The organism is Arthrobacter sp. 05T47 (assembly GCF_056395825.1).
This window is the reverse complement of the sequence record NZ_JBFTKG010000001.1, coordinates 244,166-260,783: the sequence shown is the minus strand read 5'-3', so window position 1 is coordinate 260,783 and position 16,618 is coordinate 244,166. Positions and strand designations below refer to the sequence as shown.

The following is a 16,618-nucleotide window of genomic DNA, read 5'->3' as shown; positions in this document are numbered from 1 at the left end:
CGCGCTGCGGACGCCAAGTCAGAATGATGCAACGAGGCTGGCCAGCGGCGGAGGCGCATCTCCGGCCGGCAGTGCCTGGACCAGCAGCGGCGCGTACCGGACCTTGTTGCCGCTGCGTCCTCCGAAGAACCGGCGCAACTGTTCTGTTGTTGGCCGCTCCCGCAGTGAGGGCTGCCGTTGGAGGAGCCGGAATGACGCGAGCTCGCCTTGAGCCTCGATGACGTTGAGCACGGCATCGATCCCAAGGCAGCGGATGAGCTCGTCCTCAAGATCGGCCTCACAGACGTGGAACCCACGCTCGGCCAGTGAACCGGAGCCGATGCCTGCCCGGCCGAGCGCACGGGCGATGCCGCGGGATTCCCCTGCGTCGCACAGGCCCAGCAGCCGGTGGCCCGCACCGTTCGGGCCGTAGCGGTCGAGGAAGTGGACGATACTGGTCGCGCCTCCCATGGGCACCACCGAGACCCGCATGGCTGTCAGGTCCTGGCCAAGGCGCAAAGCCAGCGTCTCGACCGCCAGCCGGTCACTCTCGCCCTCGACCAACACCGTGGTCGCCTGCACCGAAGTCGCCTGCACCGAAGTCGCCTGCATGGAACCAGTATGTCGGACGCCCAGCCGCGGGCGGCCCTCGTGTCGCCGGGTCAGCCCGCGCCGGCCGCGGGGACGGCCGCGTCGGGCTGGACCTGCCGGGACTGGCTCCACGCTATCCAGCCGCCCGATGCGGCCATGAGCAGGGCACCGGCCGGCTGGGTGGGAAGGCTGCTGCCCGTGGTCGCCTGCCCCAGCATGACGCCCAGGACGTAGAACAGGACGGCGCCGGCCACCCAGAGGACCCCGGCCCAGCGCGGGAGCGTCCGGGACTGCCAGACTGCGACCCCGAGCAAGACGTTGCCAAGGAACGCGAGCAGGAGCCCGAGCAGGAACGAGGCCGTCATGGCGGCTGGAAACTCCAACAGCATGACGTCCCGGTTCCCTTCCAGATAGGCCTTCCCGATCGCGGGGGTGGCGAAAGTGGAGAGGGCGGCGGGGACCATCAACAAGGCGGTTCCCGCGATGGTGATGACGGTGGCGGCCAGTGCCAGGCGGCCGACGCGGCTGCTGGCCAGGCAGCAGCCCAGCGCGAGGACCCCGAAGATCGAGAGGATGGTGCCTCCCGTGCTGCCGAACAGGTGGCTGGTTTGATAAGAGTCCGAGCTGACGAACCGCGCCCAGGCGTCGGATCCTTTTGCTGGTCCGGCTGGGGCTCAAGCGTGGCCCAGGCGGTGATCAGGCCGTAAAGGGGCAAGGTCCACAACCCGGCCCGGATCCAACGGGTGGTGTTCTGTGCGTTCATGGACCGCCGCCTTCCCGACCACGTGCCCTTTGGCTCACGCCATTCTTATCAGCGCTCAGTTGTCTTTTGCGGCTTTGATGGCTGCCTTGGCGGCCTGCTTGTTGGCGCGCACTTTCTTCAGCGACTCAGGGTCCACGATGTCGGCGACTGAAAGAAATGCGTCCTCCTGGCCGTAGGGGCCAGCAGCCTCACGCCAGCCTTGCGCCTGGAGTCCACACTGCTTGCCAAGCAGGGCGAGGAAGATCTTTGCCTTTTGCTCGCCGAAGCCCGGCAGTTCCTTGAGCCTGCGCAGCACTTCCTGGCCGTCCGGGTGGTCCTGGTTCCAGATGGCCGTTGCGTCCCCGTTCCAATCGCGCTGGACGGTCGCGGCGAGGTCCTGGACGCGGCTGGCCATCGAGCTCGGGAAGCGGTGGACGGAAGGACGCTCCTTGAACATCTCAACAAAGCCTGCCGGGTCATGCTCGGCGATTGCGGCCGGGGACATGGACCCCAGGCGTGTGCGGATCTTTTCGGGTCCGGCAAACGCAGACTCCATGGTCACCTGCTGGTCAAGCAGCATGCCGGTGAGGAGTGCGAACGCGTCATTGCTGAGCAGCTGGTCGGCGGCGGGGTCGCCAGTGATGTGCAGTTCCATGCGCCTATCCTCCCACCTGCTCCGAGCCACGTCATGGCACGTGTGACTGGCCGAATGGTTCGATTCGGCAGGGAGGTCAGCTGCGTGCTGCCTGAAGTGTCCTGAACTCTGCGGCGGCATACACACCGAGAATCCGGACCTCGGCGGTGAAGAACGCCAGTTCCTCCAAGGCCAGTTGCAGGGGCAGGTCCGCCGGGTGGCCCTCGACGTCGGCCATGAACATGGTGGCAGCAAACTCGTTGCCCACCATGTAGCTCTCCAGCCGGGTCATGTTCACGCCGTTGGTGGCAAAACCGCCAAGAGCTTTATAGAGAGCGGACGGGACGTTCCGGACCCGGAAGACGAAACTGGTCACTGCCTCTCCGGGCAACTCGTCCCGGGTGGGCAGTTCGGCTTCCCGCGCCAGGACCACAAAGCGGGTGGTGTTGGACGGGTCGTCCTCGACCCGGGAGGCCAGCACTTCCAGGCCGTAGATCTGGGCCGCGAGCGGGGGAGCGAGGGAGAGTTTCGCGGGATCGTTCCACTCCCGCACTTCGCGGGCCGATCCCGCTGTGTCGCCGGCGATGACGGGGCGCAACCGTGCTTCACGGATCAGGCGCCTGCACTGGCCCAGCGCGTGAATGTGGCTGTGGACCTCGGTGGCGGCCTCGATGGTGCTGCCGGGGATGCCAAGCAGGTCGAAGTGGATGGGCAGGAAGAACTCGCCGACGATCTGCAGACGGGACGCGGGGAGAAGGATGTGGATATCCGCCACACGGCCGGCAATCGAGTTCTCGATGGGGATCATCGCCAGATCAGCCTCACCGCTGGACACCAGTTCAAAGACGTCCTCGAAGCTGGCGCACGGGACGCTTTCCAGTTCGGGGAACATCTGCTTGCACGCGATATGGGAGTTGGCGCCGGGCTCACCCTGGTACGCAATTTTCTGGGTCACAATCCGTATGCTTTCACGACCCACCCCCGCCAGCCCAAACCGCGTCGCGCCGAGGTCACCAAGAGGGGGCGCCGGGCCAGCGCCCGCGCTGTCCTGACGACCCTCGGATGGTTTGCCTCCCTACAGGTCAGCGATCCCACCGCCGATCAGGGCGGCGGCAATAATCAGCAGGATCACGCTCATGATCACGGTGTTGTGCCGGACGAGGAGTGTTCGTGCCGATTCCAACGGGCCGCGCATCCGTTCGCCTGCCGCCAAGAACGCGACAACCGGAGTCATCACGCTCAGACACGCGATCAGCGTGAAGATGAGGACAGCTACTATCGTGGTCCCGATCGGGAGTCCGGCGCTGCCCAGGGTGAAGCCAGCGCCTAACCCGAGCAGCAACTCTTTCGGGTTTGCGACTGAGAGCAGGATGGCGAGACCAAAACCCCTCCCCGGGGTGCTGTCCTCAATCGAGCTCATCCACCCGGGCAATTCCGGCTCCTCCTCGGGTCCCGGCCGACGGCTCCATTTGGCAACAGCAAGGAAAGCGAGTGCCGCTCCCACGATGATCCGCGTCACCGCGACAAACGGCGAAGCACCACCGGATGATAGCTCGATGACGTCGGACACCACGGCGAACAGGCCGACAACGAGCACGACGCCCAGCAGCCGCCCTGCCAGAAACGCGGCTCCCGCCGATCCTTTGTTCGGCGCGACCAACAGCAACACCACGGCCAGGATGGGCACCGGACTCAACGCGATGCCCACCGCCAGGGGCAGTGTCTCTCCCAGGACGTCTAGCACCCGGACGCCCCAACATCGGGGCCAGACGCCGCTTCGGCATGCATTCGCGCTTCTCCCTACTGACCGGCGGTGATGCCGTCGATGTCGATGAGGAGATGAGCGGGTCCGCGGAGGAACGGGCTCGGCCGGTATGGGGGCGGATCGGAAACAAGCCGCGGGTTCTCCAGCCTGGTGGCGAACGCGGTGAGGGCGATCTGGGCTTCGAGCCGGGCCAGCGGTGCGCCGAAGCAGATGTGGATGCCGCCGCCGAAGCCGAGGTGTTGGTTGTTGCGCCGGTCCGGGATGAAGAGATCGGGGTTGGTGACGTGGGCGGGGTCGCGGTTCCCCGAAGCCAGGACCAAAGTGATCGAGGCGCCGGCGGGGATGGTGGTGCCGGCGATGTCGATGTCGTCGAGGGCCGTGCGGAAAGGGACGAAGTGTACGGGCGGTTCGTAGCGGAGCAATTCCTCGACCATCGGGATGGCGAGGTCGGGATCGTTGCGTAGCCGTTGGAGTTCGGCTGGGTGGCGGAGCAACGTCAGTGCGCCGTTGGAGATGAGGTTCACGGTGTTTCATGTCCGGCGATGAGCAGAAGAAGTCCGGTGCTCACCAGTTGTTCGTCCGGCATGCGGCCTTCCGGGCCGTCATCGGTGGCCATCGCCGAGAGCAGGTCCGGGCCCGGTGTCTGCCGGTGGGCTTCGACCAGTTCTTCCATGAACGTGCGCAGTTCTTTGCCGGCCTCGGCCCTCTTTTCTTGCTGTGTCCCGGGATCGAGTCCGGGATCTGTGGATTCCAGGGCTACATCCACCCAGACCCGGAAACGCTGTTCGTCGCCCGGGGGCACCCCGAGTAATTCGCAGATCACCGTGACGGGCAGCGGATAGGCCAGATCATCGACGACGTCGATCCGGTTGCGGTCCGCCATGTCATCGATCAGGTCGGTGACAATTTCCGTCATCCTCGCCTCCATCCCGGCGACCCTGCCCGGCGTCGTAGGCGGTCCGAAGTGGCGCATGGTGATCCGGCGGGACTTGTCATGTTCAGGAGGGTCCATGCTGAGGAAAGTCGGAGACATGCCCGGGCCGCCGCCGTCGTCATTGTCGTCGCCGACGGCGGCTGCGCCCGCAGCGGCGGCCGCCGGATTGCGGCTGATGTCGGAACTGACCCTCTGGTCGTGCAGCAGGGCGGCGATCTCCGCGTAGGTGCTTACGAGGTAGCTTCCGTCCGGAAGCCGGGTCACGGGAGTCCTGCGGAGCTCGTCGTAAAACGGGTAGGGGTTGGCCCGGTTCGAGAAGTCGAGGATCTGCTCCCAGGTGCTGCCCTGGCTCATGGTGAAGGCTCCTTCAATCGCGAGGAGGACTCTGTGGGTTTCCGTGATGGCGTGTCACCGGCCGCGGAGTTGGTCAGTCTGGCGCGGCGTTCATTGGGATCGTGACCGGTCACGACGACGGTCGCGTCCTGGGTAGGGCTGACAGCGGGCTTGAAACCGGCCGGTACGGGCCGGGCCTGGACTGACTCATCGATGTGGTGGAATGTCGGCGGGAAGGGTGCGGCCTGCTCGATCAGCGGTTCGTAGAAATCGAGCCACTTGTTCTGGTTGAAGGCGACCGCCGCCACGATGCGGCCCTTGTAGCCATAGACGGCCAGGAACCGGCGCGTGTCCACCGATCCTTGGACGATGGCGACCTCATCGGCCACCGAGGGCACCCCGACGCTCTTGATTTCGGTGCCGAACTGGGCTGACCAGAATTTCGGCACCTCCAGATGCGGCCACCGTTCGGTCCCGCGGCTGACCATGTTGTGTGCCGCGACCTCGGCCTGGGAGATGGCGTTTCCCCAGTGCTCGACGGCGAGGAATTGGTAGCCGTACATCGGCTGCGGGGCGCGCGCTATGTCGCCGGCGACAAACACGTCATCGGTGACCAGCCCGTTCGCGTCGAACGCCCGGCAGCCGGCGTCGCACGCGACGCCCCACACGCCGCACGCCAGGCCGGAATCTGCGAGCCATTCGACATTGCGGACCGAGCCCAGCGCGGCGACCGCCACATCCACCTCAAGCGTTGTGCCGTCGGACAGCACGGCACGGCGCAGCTGTCCGGTGGCATCACCCTCGAGGGACAGGACGCGGACGCCGCATCGCAGGTCCACGCCATTCTCGATCTGCAGTTCCCCGGCGACTGCGCCGATCACCCCGCCCAGGGCAGCGACGAGCGGGGCCGGCCCGGCTTCGGCCACCGTGACCGTCAGGCCAAGTTCCCGGCACACGGACGCGACCTCGCACCCGATGAAACCGGCGCCGATGACCAGCACCCGACGCGGACGCCCCGCGAGGTGCTGGCGCAGGGTTGCGGCGTCCTCCCGGGTGCGCAATGTCATCACTCCTGCAAGGGCCGCCTCCGCAGGGTTAGGCCATGGGCGCGACCGCAGGCCGGTGGCGATCAACAGTTTGTCGAATCCGATCCGGCTGCCGTCGGCGAGCTGAAGCTGCTTGGCAGCCAGGTCGAGCCCGGTAGCCGCCACACCCAGCCGCCAAGTCGCGCGGATATCACGATGGCGTGGCAGCGAGGTGTCTTCCAGGGGCGCCGACCCGGCCAGGACCTGTTTGGACAACGGAGGCCGGTCGTAGGGCTCGTGCGGCTCCTCGCCGACCAGAGTCAGCGAACCGGTGAACCCTTCCTCGCGCAAGCGCTCCGCCGCGCGCAGCCCCGCCATCGACGCCCCCACGACGACGATCCGTCCAGTTCTCTTAAAGGTGCTCCCGCTGTCCTCGGCCGGAACAGCCGTCGCCGGTCGTGTGTCCGGATGCAGCGACCCGTCCTGCCCGTCCGGCTGTTCCAGCCGGATGGCCTGAACCGGACACGCGGCGGCGGCCCGCCGGATCCCCGTCAGATGCGCCCCGTCAGGGTGCGGGTCGTAAGTCAGTGCCTCGTCCCCCTGAATCGTGAAGACATCCGGGGCGAGGAAGGCACACTGGGCGTAGCCCTGGCATTTGGTGAGATCGACGAGGACCCTCATGCCGCTTTTCTCCCTCTAGCAGGGCTTGCGCCGCCCGGCGGCCAACCAGCCGGCGCCTCTTCCGATCCAGTCGGGCCGATCCGGCCCTGTCAGGGTTTCCGCCCTGGCAGGCGCAGCAAAACGGGGCCCGCACTCGATTCGATTTCAAGAGTGTAGGCTCCGGAAGCAAGCGGCGGAAGAGGCCTGCGGCCGGACTGGGCCGAGCGCGGGCCGTGGCTTCCCGATTTCGCGGTCAGGGTAGCGGAGCGACCATTTCCTGCGCCGTGATCCTGGACTCCTTGGCTGATTTAGGGGAATTACCTGGGCTGTAACCGTCTTGTCCCAAGTGAGGCGTCGACGACCGGCTGCCTCGTGAAAGGACCTCCTTGCCCACTCCCTATGTCCCGTTCACCATGCACGCTACCGTCCGCGAAGAACACAAGCGTTCGTTCCGCACAGATTTAGAACGCCTTACCGGCGGCCATCGTGGGTGGGCGCCGCTGGACGTCGTCAAGTCCACCGATACCCAGGCTGTGCTGCGCGGAGCGATCGCTCAAAGCGTTCATACTGCCACCGACGCGAGCCTTGCCCGCTACCTCCAGGATCGCTTTGTCGCTGATAACGACATCCATCTCGATCTCGCCGTCTGCATCGGGCGCTAGCAGACGCCCACCCAGGCTCCCGACCAGGCATGGGGCAGCCAAGGAACGCCAGCCTCGGCCAGCCTGCTCCATTTGCAGGGGCCAACGACTCTCCCGCGACCGGTGCGACGCTGGTAAGCCGGTTAGCAGGTAATCACTAATCCGGGCGCCCAGGAGGCCCCCATGGTCGACGTGAGCATTAGCACTGAACGCGGAGCAATGCCTGCCTACTCCGCGACACCGGCCGGTGAGGGGCCCTGGCCCGGCGTCGTGGTCATCCACGACGCGCTTGGCTTGAGTCCCGATACCCGCGAACAGGCCGACTGGCTGGCCAGCGAAGGGTTCCTCGCGGTGGCTCCAGACTTGTTCTACTGGGGTAGCAGGGCCGCTTGCCTATGGTCCCTCATCCGTGGCTGGCGGCCCCTCGGCGACCTGGACGCCACCCGCTCCTGGTTGGCCCGACGGGAAGACTGCACGGGCCGCGTCGGGGTGATCGGCTTCTGCATGGGCGGCGGCTTCGCCATCATGCTGGCCCCTGATCATGACTTCGCCGTGGCCAGCGTGAACTACGGCGGTTTCGACGAGGAGACAGCGCGCGCACTGCCTCGGGCCTGCCCGATCGTTGGGAGCTACGGGGGCAGGGACCGATGGCCCGGCGTGCGCAAGGCACCAGCCCGTCTGGAGCCGCTGCTGGCCACCGCCGGGATCGACCACGACATAAGGTCTATCCTGACGCCGGCCACGGCTTCCTCAACCAGCATGGACCCTCGGACCTGACTTTCGGGGACAAATTGCTGGCCAGGCTGGTTGCGGCCGGCTATCACGAGCCCTCCGCCACTGACGCGCGCAGGCGCGTCCTTGCCTTCTTTCGGCAATACCTGGCCGCCGAGGGGGATGCGCAATGACACACTGCACGCCAGGGCGAAGGGGACTGGCATCAGGGGCTGCTGTCGGTTTCGCCGCCGGTTACCTGTCTGTGGCGCGGCCACACCTGCTTCGCGCTGGCGCGACTGACGGTCAGGACGAAGCGGCCTCGATGATCTTCTCGTCGCCCTCGTTCACTGCCTTGACCACGGCGTCGTAGTCACCACTTTCGACGGCCTTGCTGACTTTCTTGGTGGCCTTCTCGATCGCCCTGTCGACACGGTCGAGGTAGAGATCATCGACGACGGCAACCAGCGCCGAGGAGCCCGGCGGCAGCCAATCCTCCGCGTTGACGCCGATGGACTTCTCCTCGTGACGCTTCGCGATGGCGCCGGCACCCGCGCCGATCCCTGCACCGATCACGCCGGACAGCAGGAGTGGCGGAGCGAACAATCCGACCACGAGCCCGCCGATGGCGCCGGCTGTTGTGCCGCCGGCGACCAGTCCGCCGCCGTGTTCCTTGACCTCTGTCTGGCCCGAGGCGTCACGCGACAGGACCACCGCCGCCGCCACGGCGGCGTCATCCAGGCTCTTGATCGCCTTGAAATCCTCTGCCGCCGAGCCCGCGTCGGCGTACGACGACACGAACAAGGTGTAGTTGTGATCTGACATGGTTCGTCCTCCACTCGGTTCCGGCCGGCGTAGCGGCCACTCCGCTTCTTAGTCGACACTCTTGGGACGGGCGGTGCTGCCGATTTCTCCTCGGTGGACGGCCTGTCCCGCCCAGACCGTGGCGGTATGCACACCGGTCCTTGCGTAGGTCCAACACTTTCCCCGACAGCCGCGCACCGGCAGGGCCTTAAGGCACCTTTCCGGCAAGTGACGAGAGATGGACCGTTCAGGTCAAATGGTCGAAGTCTCCTCGCGCCCAAGAAGCGTGCCGTTGGGCGGAATCGTGCAGCATCGCCTTGGCCCCGGACGCGACTACATTGTTGAAGTTGCCGTAGATCCGGTCGAACGTGAGCTCTCCCAGCTGGGCGGTGATTCGCAGTGCCACCTCACCGGAGAGCGGCAAACGATTCGGGTAGCTGCGCATGAAGGAGATGGTCCGACGGTCTGGATTCGGAAACACGCTGTCACCGGTCAGCAAAACTCCTCTGCCGCCCGCCCCAGCGGCCCAGTGCACCACCGCGCTGCCCGGAAAGTGCCCTCCGGTCTGGTGCAGTGCCAGCCCTTCGGCGATAGTTTGACTGCCAGACCAGTACTCGACCATCGGATCGGTGCGCCCCAGCCATCGCCGGTCTGCGTCCGCCACCAGTACGGGGACGCCACCGAGCCGGCGCGACCATTCGACCTGTACACCAAACATGTGTGGATGGCTGGCGGCGACCGCCAGGACCGGGCCTCGCTCGAGCACTGCCGCCGCAACCCCGTCATCGACATATCCGACCGGATCCCACAGCAGCGAACCGTCGGGCGTCACCACAAGCTGAGCGGTCTGGCCGATCCCGACTGTCGGCTCTGTCGTGATCCCGATAAGACCGGGCTCATTCTCCTTCAGCAATGTCTGCTGGCCCTCCTGCTCCAGCCCGTCCAGTGTGAGCCACTTTTGTCCGTCCTCGGGCACATACTGCCGCTCGTCGGCGCAGATCGGGCAGACGTCCGGGGCAGGTTCGTCGCGTTCCACGGCGCAGGCTGCGCAGATCAGCATGGTTAGGTCCCTTCTAAACGTCTCGTGTCCAGCTTTCCGCCTTCGTCGCCGCCGGACGCACGCTGGCGTGCCCAGACTATGGCACGCGAAAGTCCCTTTGGAAGAGGGACCCCGGGTACCACCAGATGAAGGTTTTAGTCTCTGCATTAGGCTGCACGTCGGCACATTAACTTCCGCGTCGCCCAATTACCGCTGGTGTCATGGCTCGTTGAACCCATGCAGCGGCATCCGTAATCTCAATCCATGCTGAAGCCCGAGCAGTAGTCCGCCGCACCGGACGCCCGGGCCTCACTCGCCGACGGCCACTGGCAGCCGGCAGATCATCCTCAGCACTCTCTGTTCGCAGGCCTGTTGCACCATCCAGGCCTTCCCCTCTCCCCAAAGGAATACGTCTGTGTCATCCCCCCATGACGACTCGACCACGCGAATTGTCGCGGGCGAGTCTCCCAAGCCCAAGCGACGCCGCACCCTTTCGATCAGCCTGGCAGTCGGCCTCGTCCTGCTCATCGGCGCAGGCGCCGCAGTAGCCTCCGCCGTCTCCCGCAGCAACGAAGCTGCGCAGGCCCCCGCCACGTCACCCGCCGCCGAGCTCAGGCTGGGATACTTCAGCAACGTGACACACGGCCCAGCCCTGGTCGGCACCAGCAAGGGCATCATCGCCAAGGACCTTGGCGCCACCAAGCTCAGCACGCAGATCTTCAACGCCGGCCCGGCCGCGATCGAGGCCCTGAACGCCGGGGCCATCGACGCCACCTACGTTGGGCCCAACCCGGCCATCAACTCCTTCATCAAGAGCAAGGGCGAGTCGATCAGCATCATCGCCGGCGCCGCGGCAGGCGGCGCCCAGCTGGTGGTCAAGCCCGGCATCAACTCCGCAGCCGACCTCAAGGGCAAGGTCCTCGCCTCGCCGCAGCTTGGCGGCACCCAGGACGTGGCCCTCCGCGCCTGGCTCGGCCACCAGGGCTACAAGACAAACCCGGATGGCAGCGGTGACGTCACCATCAACCCGACCGAGAACGCCCAGACCCTGAAGCTGTTCCAGGACGGCAAGCTCGACGGCGCGTGGCTGCCGGAGCCGTGGGCCTCGCGTTTGGTCCTCGAAGCCGGAGCCAAGGTCCTGGTGGACGAGAAGAACCTCTGGGACAAGGGCGAATTCACCACCACCATCCTGATCGTCAACAAGAAGTTTGCTGCCGAACACCCGGAGACCGTCAAGGCCCTGCTCAAGGGCCACGTGGAATCCGTGAACTGGCTGAACTCGGCATCGGCTGAAGAGAAGGCCAGCACCATCAACGCAGTCCTCAAGGACACCGCCGGCAAGCCACTTTCCGCCAAGGTGATCGACCGCGCACTGCAGAACATCACCTTCACCACGGACCCGCTCGCCGGAACCTACAAGAAGCTTCTGCAGGACGGCGTCGATGCCGGCACCACCAAGACCGCCGACATCAACGGCATCTTCGACCTCCGTGCCTTGAACGAGGTGGAGGGCAAGAAGACCTCTGCTGCAGGCCTCGGCCAGGAGTGAACCGCCGAGACTAGGCGGCCCGGTGCCCGGACCAGGAAGGCCCTGGCACCGGGCACGCGTTCATGCGGGGGAGGGCAACATCCTGGCGGGGGCTCGACGCCGGACCGTCCGGCGACTATTCCGCGCAACGGCTAGAACGCCCGGCGTGGCGGAAAGGCGATGCGGTCGAGGTCGTTGACGGCAACCACCCTTGCTTCACCGGCGTGGCCCCGGGCCTGCTCGGCGAGAGGGGTAACGTCCCCGTAGCGCGCAGAAAAGTGGGTCAGGACGAGGGTTCCAGCGCCCGCCGATGCGGCCAACTCGCCCGCCTGCCCGGCGGTGAGGTGACGGAACTGCGCGGCGAGCCCGGCGTCGCCGTCGCTGAACGTGCACTCGGTGACGAGCAGATCGGCGCCCTCCGCCAGTTCTTCTGCGCCTTGGCACGGCGCGGTATCCATCACGAAGGCGAAACGTTGACCGGGCCGCGGCTCGCTGACGTCCTCCAGGCTCACGCCGCCCAGGCTGCCCTGGCGCACCAGGCGGCCGACGTCGGATCCCGCAATCCCGGCTGCCACGAGCCGGTCGGGAAGGAGCGTGCGCGCGTCGGGCTCCACAAAGCGATAGCCATAGGTCTCGATGCGGTGACTCAGTTCCCTGATCTCCAGGCCAGGGGCGATCGGCTCGGCAGTGTCGTGTTCGCTGCCCCTGAAGGCATGGCTTCCGTGCGGATGCAGCCGGAGATCAATGCCGCGGGACGCGACCGACACGAGGGCACGGACGGTGTCCTCCCCGGCGGCAGGATAGTGCAGGTGGATGGGGTGGCTGACCTTGTCAAGGGCCATGCGGGAAAGGACGCCGGGGAGGCCATAGCAGTGGTCGCCGTGCACGTGTGTGAGGCAGATGCGCGTGATCTGGGAGACGGTGACTCCGGCGTGGATCATCTGCCGCTGCGTGCCTTCTCCGGGGTCGAAGAGAATGTCCTCGCCATCCCAGCGCAGCAGATACCCGTTGTGGTTGCGGGTGCGGGTGGGGACCTGCGAGGCGGTGCCGAGGACGACGAACTCACGCATGTGGTCCAGTGTGCCACTCGATGGCGACGACGGGATGGGACTTGGCCAGTTTCGGTTCCCGCGCCGCGAGTGCCCGGAAGGGTGGACCGGCGGGCGCACAGTCCCGACCCATCCGTGTCCGGTGCTGCTACGAATCGCTTCAGTCCGCGCCGGCTGACCGACTTGCGGGCAAGCAGGTCCGGTTACTCCCCGACAGAAAAGGCACACAGACGTGACAGCTTCGAACTACGCCTACTTCGTCAACACGTGCATCGCTGCGGACCCGGATCCCCATCATGGCCTGGCCGAAGACGAAATGTACGGGGTGTATATCAGCTGGTGTCTTCTCCAAAACGAGCAACCCGCGCCCTCCCGGGCGTTCTGGGCAGCCATGAGTGGGCTGGGCCTCGGCGAACGACGTCGTGTGGCACGGCGCTTCATTCGCCCCGGGTTGCGCACAACCGGACCCGCCGCCGTCGACTACATCCTGGCGCGTCGCCCGGCCCTCACCTGAGAAGAGGTCCACCGTCCGAGATGGGAGGAGACTTTCTGTCGTCTCCCGCGTCGAGGGGAGCCTCATTTCGCGTCACTCCGGCGTCGCTTCAAGTGCCGTCCGCGGCCACCGCTTGGATTTCGATCTTGGCGCCGAAAGGAAGGGCGCCGGCCTGGAAAGTGAACCGGGACGGAGCCGTTGAGGGATCCGGGAACTGCTGCCGCCACCACGCATTCAGGCTGTTGTAGTCGGCCATGTCAGCTACGACGCACTGCACGTACACGATTTCCTCGACCGCAAAACCAGCAGCGCGGGTGATCATCATGACGTTGTGCCAGGCCAGCGCGGTCTCTTCCTCGAAGGATCCCTCCAGGAAGAGGCCGTCTGGACCCAGTGCCGGCATGCCGCTGACGAAGCAGACACCATTTGCTTCGGTGGCCAGGCTGAAGGGGAAGCCTCCGGGAACTCCCGGCCCGGAAATCGTGCGTTTGATAGTCATGGAATGCCCTCCTGAAAGTGAACAATTCTCGGGCGCGTTTGTGAACGGTCAGTTCTGTTGGTGGTGCTGTTCCAGGATGTCCCGGGCGGTGGTCCACGTCCGGCGGCCATAGCGGTGGTTGTTGACGTATTGCAGATTCGCGTCGCCGCTGAACATGCTGGCGAAGTACTGCATGCCCTGCCACGGCGGGAACGGCTTGTCGGAGGCGGGCATGAGGGCTTTTACTGCCCGGCTCATTGTGGTCAGGGAACCTACGCTGCCCGCGTAGAGAAGCCGGAATTGTGTGCCTGTCAGGTCGGTCATGGTGGATGCCAGTGCCCGTGCCGTGACCTGGTCCCCGGCGATCTGGAGGACGCGGGGCGCCCGCCCGTCGAGGGCGGCGGCGGCCGTGAAGGCGGCGGTGTCGTCTTTGGTGGTGAAGTCGAGTACCTGGTCCGGGTCGGACCAGAAGAGCACACGGTGCCGGGAGAACAGGATCATTGGTGCCTGCCCGGAGAGCATGTCTGTGAAGGCGCCGTTGAGGATCGACGTGGCCCGGATCTCGGTTGCGTCCAGCCGCTGTGCGAAGTCTCGGCGGAGCTGTAGGTTTCGGTTGCTTCGGGGCCGGATGCCGCGGTAGTCAATGGAGAAATCGGAGGGAATGAAGCGCGGCACGCCGACTGCTGCGGCCGCCTCGAGCAAAAGCGATTGGGCATCGAAGATGGCGTTGTCGACACCGTTGATTGCTGAGACCACGCAATCAACATCCTTGCAGGCCGTTCGGAGGCCGTCCGGATCGTCATAACCGGTCTGGATGACCTCGGCTCCCTGGGTGCGGAGTTGTGCAATCCGGGCGGTGCTGGTTTCCGGCCTTGTCAGGACCCGAACAGTGGCTCCAAGGCCGAGCAGATTCCGCAGGATCCGGCCACCGAGATCGCCGGTGGCGCCGGCCAGCAGGACGGTGCCCGGGGTGGGTGTTGTCGCGGTCATGGTTCGCACCTCAAGTGATCTCTGCCGGAATTTTAATAGCCGGCTAAAGACTACCAACGGCGGGAAAGCGATTCCCGGGGCGAGGCGGAGCAACGTTCTTATCATCCAACCGGCTCTGCCAGGATTCCCGCTTCCAGGCAGTGGGACCATACTGGGGTTGTGAGGATCGACGCCGGATCAGGAGACCATGGGAGGCGGCGGCCCGGGGCAGGCACGAGTCCGTTCCCGCCGATCGCCGACTATGGGTTTTTGTCTGACTGTGAGGCCAATTGCCTGATCGCTTCGAGCGGGCAGGTCGAGTGGATGTGCGTGCCGCGACACGACTCACCGAGCGTTTTCTCCACTATGCTCGACCGCGCCGCGGGTGGCTTCAAGGTGGCGCCGTACGGCGTCCGGGAGCCCACGGCGCGCCGCTACCTCCCCGGCAGCCTGATCCTGGAGACCACCTGGCAGACCGGTACGGGCTGGCTGATCGTGAGGGATGCCCTGGTGATGGGTCCGTGGCATCACACCGAACAGCGGGCCAGCCGTTACCGCCGCCCGCCGACGAACTACGAGGCCGAGCATTGCCTGCTGCGCACCGTCCGTTGCGTCAACGGTGCAGTCGAGCTGTCCGTGCTGTGCGAGCCGGTCTTCGGCTACGGCCGGCGCCGGGCAAGGTGGGAGTTCTCCAGCCCCGGATACGGGGAGGTGGTGAGCGTCGGCGGCGATGAGGGGGATCCCGTGCTGCGGCTCACTACCGACCGCCGGCTGGGCATCGAAGACTCCATTGCGGTCATCCGCTGCCGGATGACCGAGGGCGAGCAGGCTTTTTTCGCGCTGTCGTGGGGTTCGCTGCCCCCGCCTCGGACGTGGGAGGAAGCCACGCGCAAGCAATGGCAAACCACCGAGTTCTGGAGGCAATGGATTACCGGCGGCGAATTCCCCGACCACCCGTGGCGGGAGGCCCTGCAGCGCAGCGCGCTGACGTTGAAGGGCCTCACCTATGCGCCGACTGGAGCCCTGGTGGCGGCGCCCACCACGTCCTTGCCCGAGACGCCCGGGGGAGAGCGGAACTGGGACTATCGGTATACGTGGGTGCGCGATTCCACGTTCGCGCTCTGGGCCCTGTACACCCTCGGCCTGGACCGGGAAGCCGATGACTTCTTTGCGTTCATCCGCGACGTCGCCGCCGAGGATGGTCTGCAGATCATGTACGGCATCGACGGCGAAAGGGACCTTCCCGAGACAACTGTCGAGGAACTCGGCGGCTACGACGGCGCCCGCCCGGTCCGGATCGGCAACGCCGCCGCCCGCCAGCGGCAGCTCGACGTCTGGGGCACCATGCTGGACTCCGTCTACCTCCACGCCAAATCCCGAGACCAGCTCCCCGAGCCGCTCTGGCCCGTCCTCCTCCGCCAGGTCGAGGAGGCCGCCGCCCACTGGCGGGACCCCGACCACGGCATCTGGGAGGTCCGAGGCGAGCCGGTGCACTTCACCTCCTCCAAGCTCATGTGCTGGGTCGCCCTGGATCGTGGTGCCCGGCTGGCGCGCCTGCACGGTCAGCCTGACTACGCCAAGAAGTGGGACACCCTCGCCGAGGAGATCCATGAGGACATCTGCCGCCATGGTGTGGATGACCGCGGTGTGTTCGTCCAGTCCTACGGCACGAGGAACCTCGATGCCTCGCTTCTGCTTGTCCCGCTGGTCCGGTTCCTGCCCGCCAATGATCCACGGGTGCGCGCCACTGTCCTGGCCATCGCCTCTGAACTCACCCGGGACGGGCTGGTGCTGCGCTACCGCCCGGAGCAGACCGACGACGGACTCGCCGGCGACGAGGGGACCTTCACGACCTGCTCATTCTGGCTTGTTTCAGCCCTCGTCGAGATCGGAGAACTGGAGCGCGCCAAGGCACTGTGCGAGCGCCTGCTGTCCCTCGCCAGTCCTTTGGGCCTCTACGCTGAGGAGCTGGATCCGGTGAGCGGCCGCCACCTCGGCAACTTCCCACAGGCATTCACCCACCTGGCCCTCATCAACGCGCTCGTGCACGTTATCCGCGCCGAGGAGACCAACCGCGCGGCGCAGTTCGCCCCGGCCCACCGCAACACCTGACCCCGCAACACCTGACCCCGCAACACCTGACACCGCAACACCTGACTGCATAGTCTGCGCCAGCCCGGGGGAGCAGTTCGGTGGTTCCCCTGAATCGTCCCCGGTGGGGCATCCGCGTCAGCATCTGCGGC

17 protein-coding genes and 1 pseudogene are annotated in these 16,618 nt (G+C 66.2%); 5 read left to right on the top strand and 13 right to left on the bottom strand.

Going from position 1 to position 16,618, the window contains the following annotated elements:
• Window positions 1-18: 18 nt before the first annotated feature.
• The 8 genes from AC1DEY_RS01170 to AC1DEY_RS01135 all read right to left on the bottom strand — a co-directional run bounded on the left by AC1DEY_RS01170 (window position 19) and on the right by AC1DEY_RS01135 (window position 6,684).
• The gene (locus tag AC1DEY_RS01170; protein WP_476866395.1) at window positions 19-591 is read right to left on the bottom strand and encodes a TOPRIM nucleotidyl transferase/hydrolase domain-containing protein; all 573 of its coding nucleotides are present in this window, start codon (window positions 589-591) and stop codon (window positions 19-21) included.
• 50 nt (window positions 592-641) lie between these two features.
• Complete coding sequence (locus AC1DEY_RS01165) at window positions 642-1,136, bottom strand: DUF4386 family protein (RefSeq protein WP_476866566.1); 495 nt, start codon at window positions 1,134-1,136, stop codon at window positions 642-644.
• Between the two features lie 252 nt (window positions 1,137-1,388).
• Window positions 1,389-1,967 (bottom strand): HhH-GPD-type base excision DNA repair protein, encoded by a 579-nt coding sequence (locus tag AC1DEY_RS01160; protein ID WP_476866394.1) that lies wholly within the window; start codon window positions 1,965-1,967, stop codon window positions 1,389-1,391.
• A 76-nt stretch (window positions 1,968-2,043) separates the two neighbouring features.
• On the bottom strand, window positions 2,044-2,901 hold the full coding sequence (locus AC1DEY_RS01155) for a prephenate dehydratase (RefSeq protein WP_476866393.1): 858 nt from the start codon (window positions 2,899-2,901) through the stop codon (window positions 2,044-2,046).
• A 120-nt stretch (window positions 2,902-3,021) separates the two neighbouring features.
• On the bottom strand, window positions 3,022-3,654 hold the full coding sequence (locus AC1DEY_RS01150; protein WP_476866392.1) for a GAP family protein: 633 nt from the start codon (window positions 3,652-3,654) through the stop codon (window positions 3,022-3,024).
• Between the two features lie 92 nt (window positions 3,655-3,746).
• A complete protein-coding gene (locus AC1DEY_RS01145; protein ID WP_476866391.1) occupies window positions 3,747-4,235 on the bottom strand; it encodes a cytochrome P450 in 489 nt (162 codons plus the stop codon).
• On the bottom strand, window positions 4,232-4,999 hold the full coding sequence (locus AC1DEY_RS01140; protein ID WP_476866390.1) for a cytochrome P450 family protein: 768 nt from the start codon (window positions 4,997-4,999) through the stop codon (window positions 4,232-4,234). The genes AC1DEY_RS01145 and AC1DEY_RS01140 overlap by 4 nt, the downstream gene beginning before the upstream one ends.
• A complete protein-coding gene (locus tag AC1DEY_RS01135; RefSeq protein ID WP_476866389.1) occupies window positions 4,996-6,684 on the bottom strand; it encodes an FAD-dependent oxidoreductase in 1,689 nt (562 codons plus the stop codon). The genes AC1DEY_RS01140 and AC1DEY_RS01135 overlap by 4 nt, the downstream gene beginning before the upstream one ends.
• A gap of 365 nt (window positions 6,685-7,049) precedes the next feature.
• Here AC1DEY_RS01135 and AC1DEY_RS01130 point away from each other — a divergent pair, with 365 nt between their 5' ends.
• Complete coding sequence (locus AC1DEY_RS01130) at window positions 7,050-7,325, top strand: hypothetical protein (RefSeq protein WP_476866388.1); 276 nt, start codon at window positions 7,050-7,052, stop codon at window positions 7,323-7,325.
• A gap of 162 nt (window positions 7,326-7,487) precedes the next feature.
• A pseudogene (locus AC1DEY_RS01125) lies at window positions 7,488-8,209 on the top strand (dienelactone hydrolase family protein).
• A gap of 112 nt (window positions 8,210-8,321) precedes the next feature.
• On the opposite strand, the gene AC1DEY_RS01120 reads toward AC1DEY_RS01125, so the two are convergent.
• On the bottom strand, window positions 8,322-8,840 hold the full coding sequence (locus tag AC1DEY_RS01120; protein WP_441411009.1) for a DUF1269 domain-containing protein: 519 nt from the start codon (window positions 8,838-8,840) through the stop codon (window positions 8,322-8,324).
• A gap of 226 nt (window positions 8,841-9,066) precedes the next feature.
• Window positions 9,067-9,879 (bottom strand): MBL fold metallo-hydrolase, encoded by an 813-nt coding sequence (locus tag AC1DEY_RS01115; RefSeq protein WP_476866387.1) that lies wholly within the window; start codon window positions 9,877-9,879, stop codon window positions 9,067-9,069.
• Between the two features lie 394 nt (window positions 9,880-10,273).
• Here AC1DEY_RS01115 and AC1DEY_RS01110 point away from each other — a divergent pair, with 394 nt between their 5' ends.
• Window positions 10,274-11,407, top strand: coding sequence for an ABC transporter substrate-binding protein (locus AC1DEY_RS01110; RefSeq protein WP_476866386.1), 1,134 nt, complete (start codon window positions 10,274-10,276; stop codon window positions 11,405-11,407).
• Between the two features lie 131 nt (window positions 11,408-11,538).
• Here AC1DEY_RS01110 and AC1DEY_RS01105 read toward each other — a convergent pair whose 3' ends face one another.
• Window positions 11,539-12,456, bottom strand: a complete 918-nt coding sequence (locus AC1DEY_RS01105; protein ID WP_476866385.1) for a ribonuclease Z — start codon at window positions 12,454-12,456, stop codon at window positions 11,539-11,541.
• 211 nt (window positions 12,457-12,667) lie between these two features.
• Here AC1DEY_RS01105 and AC1DEY_RS01100 point away from each other — a divergent pair, with 211 nt between their 5' ends.
• Window positions 12,668-12,949: a hypothetical protein gene (locus AC1DEY_RS01100; protein WP_441411013.1), complete on the top strand. Its 282-nt coding sequence runs from the start codon at window positions 12,668-12,670 to the stop codon at window positions 12,947-12,949.
• Window positions 12,950-13,037: 88 nt separating this feature from the next.
• On the opposite strand, the gene AC1DEY_RS01095 is transcribed toward AC1DEY_RS01100, so the two are convergent.
• The gene (locus AC1DEY_RS01095) at window positions 13,038-13,427 is read right to left on the bottom strand and encodes a RidA family protein (protein WP_476866384.1); all 390 of its coding nucleotides are present in this window, start codon (window positions 13,425-13,427) and stop codon (window positions 13,038-13,040) included.
• Between the two features lie 48 nt (window positions 13,428-13,475).
• Window positions 13,476-14,396, bottom strand: a complete 921-nt coding sequence (locus AC1DEY_RS01090; RefSeq protein ID WP_476866383.1) for an NmrA family NAD(P)-binding protein — start codon at window positions 14,394-14,396, stop codon at window positions 13,476-13,478.
• Between the two features lie 159 nt (window positions 14,397-14,555).
• Here AC1DEY_RS01090 and AC1DEY_RS01085 point away from each other — a divergent pair, with 159 nt between their 5' ends.
• Window positions 14,556-16,487, top strand: coding sequence for a glycoside hydrolase family 15 protein (locus tag AC1DEY_RS01085; RefSeq protein WP_476866382.1), 1,932 nt, complete (start codon window positions 14,556-14,558; stop codon window positions 16,485-16,487).
• Window positions 16,488-16,618: the final 131 nt, after the last annotated feature.

Coding starts and splice junctions, on each gene's coding strand:
- AC1DEY_RS01170 (WP_476866395.1), bottom strand. CDS start 591: ATGCAGGCGACTTCGGTGCAGGCGACTTCGGTGCAGGCGACCACGGTG.
- AC1DEY_RS01160 (WP_476866394.1), bottom strand. CDS start 1,967: ATGGAACTGCACATCACTGGCGACCCCGCCGCCGACCAGCTGCTCAGC.
- AC1DEY_RS01140 (WP_476866390.1), bottom strand. CDS start 4,999: ATGAGCCAGGGCAGCACCTGGGAGCAGATCCTCGACTTCTCGAACCGG.
- AC1DEY_RS01135 (WP_476866389.1), bottom strand. CDS start 6,684: ATGAGGGTCCTCGTCGATCTCACCAAATGCCAGGGCTACGCCCAGTGT.
- AC1DEY_RS01120 (WP_441411009.1), bottom strand. CDS start 8,840: ATGTCAGATCACAACTACACCTTGTTCGTGTCGTCGTACGCCGACGCG.
- AC1DEY_RS01115 (WP_476866387.1), bottom strand. CDS start 9,879: ATGCTGATCTGCGCAGCCTGCGCCGTGGAACGCGACGAACCTGCCCCG.
- AC1DEY_RS01105 (WP_476866385.1), bottom strand. CDS start 12,456: ATGCGTGAGTTCGTCGTCCTCGGCACCGCCTCGCAGGTCCCCACCCGC.
- AC1DEY_RS01095 (WP_476866384.1), bottom strand. CDS start 13,427: ATGACTATCAAACGCACGATTTCCGGGCCGGGAGTTCCCGGAGGCTTC.
- AC1DEY_RS01090 (WP_476866383.1), bottom strand. CDS start 14,396: ATGACCGCGACAACACCCACCCCGGGCACCGTCCTGCTGGCCGGCGCC.